2 protein-coding genes and 1 pseudogene are annotated in these 2,032 nt (G+C 42.5%); 1 reads left to right on the forward strand and 2 read right to left on the reverse strand.

Going from position 1 to position 2,032, the window contains the following annotated elements; all coding sequences use genetic code 11:
• Positions 1-75: 75 nt before the first annotated feature.
• Positions 76-867: pseudogene (locus QUF07_RS13730) on the reverse strand (IS1380 family transposase); the annotation flags it as partial.
• 253 nt (positions 868-1,120) lie between these two features.
• Entirely contained in the window at positions 1,121-1,603 is a 483-nt protein-coding gene (locus tag QUF07_RS13735) for a Dps family protein (protein WP_002822190.1), read from the reverse strand.
• 159 nt (positions 1,604-1,762) lie between these two features.
• On the opposite strand from QUF07_RS13735, the gene QUF07_RS13740 reads away from it, so the two are divergent.
• A complete protein-coding gene (locus QUF07_RS13740) occupies positions 1,763-1,978 on the forward strand; it encodes an adenine-specific methyltransferase EcoRI family protein (RefSeq protein WP_289428175.1) in 216 nt (71 codons plus the stop codon).
• Positions 1,979-2,032 lie beyond the last annotated feature (54 nt).

The raw sequence follows: 2,032 nt of genomic DNA on the forward strand, positions 1-2,032 counted from the left end.
CTGGGATAATTTTTCATAGCTTAAACTCGCTTTTTACATAGAAGTATATCAAAAATCATAGATCTTGGACAGCTTCTGAACAAAACGTTCAGCCAGTTGGTTCAGCCGCCGATTGGCTTTCAGGCGGATCAAGTAAAAAGTGTCGTTGGCTTCACAAGTTTCGTATAATTCTGGAGTCGCAAAGCCACTATCCCCGCGGACCAAGATATCAGCGTTCGGTTTGACTTGATGATAGTGCTGTAGTAGTGGTGTGATAAAGGGGGCAATATCCGTACTGGTATAAACATTACCTGGGCGCAATTGAGCCTTTAAACAGTGGCCCGTTTGCCCGTCAAAAGCGACCAGCGGATGGTAACCCGTGGTACCGTAATGCGCATTAAAGGCCGTTTTTTCCTGATGACCATGAGTATCGGCATGGGTCGAGTCAATATCGAGAATTAGCTGTTGTTGCTTGGCGCCAGTCCACGCTTGGTCAAGCAATGCTTGATTCAACGTTTGTAATGAGGTGATGGTCTGCTCGTCACAGCGTTGCCAAAAACGGGATAACGACGGTTGTGAGGCCAATTGGGGTTGTGCCAATAGTAATTTAAATGTGGGGTCATCGCGCAAACTAGTGGCAGCTAGATCGGCAGGGTAGCCGGCGATCAACTGCAGCACGACCTGCTCTAGTAGACTAACGTTGCTGTAACGAGCGTAATGGCGCTGGTCATCAAAATGGACTAATTGATACGCTAAGGTCGTGAAATTGAGTTGCGCCATTAATTCTTTGACCAACACTAGCCCAGCATCAGTGGAAAGTTCACCACCAGTGTGCGAAATATGTAATTTAGGATTGAAATTAACTCGTTTTTCCGGTAAAGTTGCCATGAGAAGGACCTCTTTCTTTTGGTGGATAGCTGACTTGTGGTGAATCAACTATACCAAATCGGAGGTTCTTTTTCTGCACTAAAAAGGTGAAAAATAAAAAACACAGTACCGCCCATGATAACGGGGTGACGCTGTGCTTGGAGAACTTATGGTGAATAATTCAGGGAGTTATTGCCGTGTTATTGGTTGCTATTTTTTCAGCATAAGAAAAAGACCATATTGCTACTCGTTTATAGCCATATGGTCTTTTATATTAGTCAGCGAATGGTGCTTTGCCTAGATAAGCACTGATCATCCAAATATTTTTATCGGTTTCATCCTTGAAGCCATTAAGCATATCTTGAGTTGGGAAGTCTTTTTCTTCGTCAGTAACTTCGATTCCTTTTTGGTATTGGTCACGTAGGTACTTGAATTGATCAACTAGCCGTTGCATGAATTCAGTCATCGTTAATTGATCAAAAGCGACTTTGTCATCTGGTAGGCCAGTATTTTCAATGAATTCGTGAGTTGTTGCCAGTGGGCTGCCGTTTAAAGCAATCAAGCGTTCTGCAATTTGATCGAGCTGTTCGCTTAGTTGATCGCCATATTCGTCCATCAGCGGATGGAGACGGAAGAAGTTTTCACCGCGCATATACCAGTGTGTTTGTTGAACGTTGACCTTTAATTGGCTGATATCGGCAATCAGTTGATTGAGTTGTGCTTTTGATTTTGGAAAGTCATAATTGTAAGTTGTCATAATGAACCCCTCTTCATAACTATTGGTTACACTAATACTATAACAGTTGTGAAAGCGCTTTTCAAATCAAATACTTGTGGTCCATTGGCGGTATAAATCTTCGATAATTGCTACGGTGTGGCAGGTGAGTGTCGGCGTCATAACTGGGCTAGTCAGTTGATGTTGGGACCAGAGTTGATTAAAGTGCTGAATCTCAAAAACAAATTTGCTATTTTGAGTGACCTGTTAAAGGCTTCGGGAATACGAATTGATGAGCAAGGGCATCGATATATTAGAGTTAAGGGCGTGCGTTGGTTTACTAACATGGACTATAAGCAACGTCATGACGATTTGATCTTTTATAAGAAATATAGGAAGTTTGTCAAATGGTGTTGAAGGATAGTTTCTATCCTTTGGAGATCTCCTCGTGTGGGAGATCTTTTTTGTTGT

Origin of the sequence: Lentilactobacillus sp. TOM.63 (genome assembly GCF_030361045.1) — a bacterium.
GTDB lineage: Bacteria > Bacillota > Bacilli > Lactobacillales > Lactobacillaceae > Lentilactobacillus > Lentilactobacillus dabitei.

Coding starts and splice junctions, on each gene's coding strand:
- QUF07_RS13735 (WP_002822190.1), bottom strand. CDS start 1,603: ATGACAACTTACAATTATGACTTTCCAAAATCAAAAGCACAACTCAAT.
- QUF07_RS13740 (WP_289428175.1), top strand. CDS start 1,763: ATGTTGGGACCAGAGTTGATTAAAGTGCTGAATCTCAAAAACAAATTT.